3 protein-coding genes are annotated in these 2,904 nt (G+C 67.7%); 1 reads left to right on the top strand and 2 read right to left on the bottom strand.

The window, feature by feature from the left end:
* Positions 1 to 215: 215 nt before the first annotated feature.
* Complete coding sequence (locus P3H15_RS40120) at positions 216 to 548, bottom strand: hypothetical protein (RefSeq protein WP_124393462.1); 333 nt, start codon at positions 546 to 548, stop codon at positions 216 to 218.
* A gap of 172 nt (positions 549 to 720) precedes the next feature.
* Here P3H15_RS40120 and P3H15_RS40115 point away from each other — a divergent pair, with 172 nt between their 5' ends.
* Positions 721 to 1,059, top strand: a complete 339-nt coding sequence (locus tag P3H15_RS40115) for an RNA polymerase-binding protein RbpA (RefSeq protein WP_005255751.1) — start codon at positions 721 to 723, stop codon at positions 1,057 to 1,059.
* Positions 1,060 to 1,660: 601 nt separating this feature from the next.
* Here the strand turns inward: P3H15_RS40115 and P3H15_RS40110 are convergent.
* Positions 1,661 to 2,904: alpha/beta fold hydrolase (locus P3H15_RS40110; protein ID WP_276142357.1), on the bottom strand; the 1,244-nt coding region annotated here is incomplete at its 5' end.

Here is a 2,904-nt window from a genome sequence, read left to right as displayed (position 1 = left end):
CTCGTTCCCCCAGCGGGTAGAAGACCTTGGATGCGCAAGTCCTGCGCGTGAGACGGACCAACCGACGCCGGTCTCCCACGCTGTACTGATCGTGCTGTACGTGCGGGCCCGATGTGCGTCGATTCGTGATGTTCGTTTCGGAATCGCCATCGATCGGCGACGGTCGGACCGGTCGAGCAGAGTGCGTCCCACGCTCCCCTGCCTCTGTCCGAGGCTCAGCGGAAGCGTTCGGCCTCACGTGCGAGTTGCACGAGGTCGGCGCACAGCGACTCCACCTCATGGGCCGCCGCACCTTCGGCAACGGCTGTCGCCACGTCCTCGGCGGCACATCGAACCTGAAAAACCCGGTCGACCATGGCGGAGGCTTCCTCCGAGGTGAGCACCACCGCATCGGCGGGGATGCTGGTGCCTTTGACCTGGTTGCGCTGCTCGTACGCGCGTTGACGGCACGATTGGCGGCAGTACCGGCGACGCCGGCCCATCCCCGTCTCCGCCACTTCGCGTCCGCACCACACACAGGAATCCGGTCTGCGGGAGGCGCTGGTCATGGTCGACCACCTTACTGCGCGGCGCCCCCGAGCCCGCCCGGTAAGATGTCGAGGTTGCATCTGCGCGGCGTGCGGGAACCAATCGGGAGGCCGTGGCGTTGTAGATGAGTGTGAACGCTTGGTGCTGGTCCAGGCGTGCTCGCGCGGAGACGAACGAGGAGAGGACACAACCATGGCAGATCGCGTACTTCGAGGGAGTCGACTCGGAGCGGTGAGCTACGAGACCGACCGTGACCACGACCTCGCGCCCCGTCGGATGGCCAAGTACCGGTGCGACAACGGTGAGGTCTTCGACATTCCCTTCGCCGACGACGCCGAGATCCCCGGTACGTGGCTGTGCCGCAACGGCCTCGAGGGAACCCTGGTCGAGGGCACGGCGCCGGAGGCCAAGAAGGTCAAGCCGCCGCGTACCCACTGGGACATGCTGCTCGAACGCCGTTCCAAGGAGGAACTGGAAGAGCTGCTGAAGGAGCGCCTCGACCTGCTGAAGGCGAAGCGCCGCGGAGCCTGACACAGGCCACCGAACCGTACGAACGCCGTCTCGGCCCTGCCGGGGCGGCGTTCGCCGCGTCCGGGGTGCCTGCGACCCCGCCTTCGGCGTGGTCCGGGGTGCCTGCGACCCCGCCTTCGGCGCGGTCCGGGGGGTCTGCGACCCCATGTCGGGCGGGGACGGGATGTTCGACACGGACAAGCTTCTGTAGGCCACTGGGCTGGTCACCGTCTCGACAGGACTCATCCAAGTACTCCGATCTGCTGAACGCGGGCGCGTTACATTCCGAGCACACCAAGCACCGAGCGTCACGCCCCGAACACGCAGTCGAAGAAACCACGTATGACCGACCTCCCGGGCTTCCATACCGTGTGAGAGGTAGGTCACATGACCGCTCTCAATCTACTATTCGGTACGGCGGAGTCAAGGGTTTGGTCTTCTCTTCGGGCAAATCTCACACCTAGGGTATGAAACCGGCACCCTGAAACCACGGCAGGTCCGGCGTTCACGATGTTCCGGGTGGTCAACCGCTCATTTCCACGACAGCCGCTCACATTTCGTGGTATTTCCCCATCACCGCCCAAACCAAACCTTGCGGTCGGTTGAGCGGCGGGGGGTGCGGTCATCGCACCGAGTGCGGCCGGTTCTCGCTGTCGTCCGGGTCGGTGTCCCTGCCGGTGTCTGGCGCGGCGTGCCGCGGCCGGCGCCGCGAACGCTCGAGGTGCGGCGCGATCGCGGCGAGAGCGTCCGGTGTCGTCATCGTCCAGTGCGTCGCGTCCACCGGGTGCTCGTCGATCCTTCCGCGCACGAACGGGCCCCAGCAGGTCACCGGGTCGATGTGGAAGCCGTCGTCGAGGGCGGCGGTGAAGAACACCAGTTCGCCGTCGAACATTCTCGGGCGGTGTCCGTCGATGAGGTCGGGGGCCCGCAGCGCGTTGCCATAGATCCGGTCGAGTTCCGGGGCGGTGAGTGCCGCCAGTGGACCGCCGACGACCCGGAGCAGCGCGGCCGCCCGCTCGGCGTCGAATTGCCCGCCGGGCGCGAGTTCGTCGAGAACACCGTCGTCGGGCAGGTCCAGGCCGGCACCGCCGAGGAGATCCGCGGTAGTCGCGGTGTTCTCCACGCTGCGGTCGAGTCCGACGTAGCTGTCGAGGAGTCCGAGCAGACGCACCTCTTCGCCCGCCGCCTGCAACTGCACGGCCATCTCGTGAGCGATGACCCCGCCCAGCGACCAGCCCACCAGGTGGTACGGGCCGTGCGGCTGGATCGAGCGGATCTCCTGGACGTAGCGATCCGCGAAGTCGGTGATCGTCGCCGGGTGCGGCTCGTCCTCGGTCAGCGCCGGCGACTGCAGCCCGTAGATCGGCCGGTCCTCGGTCAGTTCCCGGCTCAGTCCGGCGTAGCTCCAGGCGAGCCCGATGAACGGGTGGACGCAGAACAGCGGCTCCGCCGTCCCTCGGGTGCGGATCGGGAGCAGCACGTCGAGCGAGGCACCGGCGTCGTGTGCTCCGTCGGTCGCCGCGTTCTGGATGCGCTGTCCCAGCGACCGCGGTGTCGGGTCGGTGAACATCCACTGCAGCGGGAAGTCGATGTCCAGTTCGGACCCGAGCGCGGACGCGACCCGGGTGGCGATCAGGGAGTTGCCGCCGAGGTCGAAGAAGCTGTCCGTGGCTCCGACCCCGTCGATACCGAGGACCTCGCCGAACACTGTGGCGACGGCCCGTTCGGCCGCGGTCCGTGGCGGCTGGTACTCGGCGGCGGCCGAGCGGACCTCCGGTGCGGGCAGGGCCTTGCGGTCGAGTTTGCCGTTCACCGACAGCGGGAGGGTGTCCAGGTGCACGACCTGCGCCGGAATCATGTACGACG

The sequence above is a fragment of the Rhodococcus sp. T2V genome (assembly GCF_029269925.1).
GTDB classification, from domain to species: domain Bacteria; phylum Actinomycetota; class Actinomycetes; order Mycobacteriales; family Mycobacteriaceae; genus Rhodococcus_F; species Rhodococcus_F koreensis.
This window is presented reverse-complemented; position numbering and strand designations above follow the sequence as displayed.

Excerpts from the sequence above, each read along its gene's own strand:
- P3H15_RS40120 (WP_124393462.1), bottom strand. The coding sequence starts at position 548 with ATGACCAGCGCCTCCCGCAGACCGGATTCCTGTGTGTGGTGCGGACGC.
- P3H15_RS40115 (WP_005255751.1), top strand. The coding sequence starts at position 721 with ATGGCAGATCGCGTACTTCGAGGGAGTCGACTCGGAGCGGTGAGCTAC.